The following is an 848-nucleotide window of genomic DNA, read 5'->3' on the forward strand; positions in this document are numbered from 1 at the left end:
GATCTTGGCCGGCCCCGGGAAGTGCCGGCGAAGACGGCAGGAAGATGCTCGATGCCGCCAAGCTCGCCATGGCCGACCTCGGCAACAATTTGCTGACGCTGACCGTGGAGGATACGCGCGGAGACCCCGGCAATGCCAAGGACCTGGCGATCAAGGCGATAACGACGGGGTCGAAAGTCGTCATCGGCCCGACCGAACTGCCGGCCGCGCAGCACATCGCCAAGCTGTCGGGCTCGACGCGGCCGCCGGTGCTGGCGCTGGCCGACAATTTTGCCGGCGGCCCCGGTGTCTATGCCGTGCGCCTCAGCGAGGCCGACAGCGCGGCGGCGGGCGCGGCGGCCGTCGCCGCCAAGGGCGCCAAGAAATTCGTCCTGCTGGTGGCGGCGGGCAGCAATGCCGCGGCAATCGAAAAGCGCGTCGCCAACGGCCTCAGCATCTATGGCGCGGCGCTTGCCGTCACCCTGCCCTATGCGCCGGCCGACGGCGGCGCCAAGGCGGTCAACGACATGGGCTCGCTGGTGGAGGCGCCCGATGCGGTGATCGTGGCCAGCGGAGACGCCAGCCCTACACCGCTGCTTGCGGCGCTGAAGGCAAAGGGCATTCCCGGCAAGACGGTCTCGCTCATCGGAACCAACCGCTGGCTGGAGCGGCCGATGGATCCGTCGTTCGAAGGCGCCTATATCGCAACGCTCGACCAGGGCGAGACCGGGCCGATCGCCGACCGTTTCAACGCGACGTTCCACTACCCGGCCGACGTCAACGTCGCCTATGCCTATGACATGGTCGCGCTGACGGCGGGGATTGCGAGCGCCGCCGGGCCGAACGGCTTCAGCAAGCAGGTGCTGGAA

The 848-nt window shown here is 68.6% G+C and carries 1 protein-coding gene; it reads left to right on the forward strand.

Annotation, left to right across the window (positions count from 1 at the left end; translation table 11 throughout):
- Nucleotides 1–44: 44 nt before the first annotated feature.
- The coding region (locus EN742_RS36365) for an ABC transporter substrate-binding protein (protein ID WP_245492496.1) at nucleotides 45–848 on the forward strand (804 nt) is incomplete at its 3' end.

Source organism: Mesorhizobium sp. M4A.F.Ca.ET.020.02.1.1, from assembly GCF_004022645.1.
Lineage (GTDB): Bacteria > Pseudomonadota > Alphaproteobacteria > Rhizobiales > Rhizobiaceae > Mesorhizobium.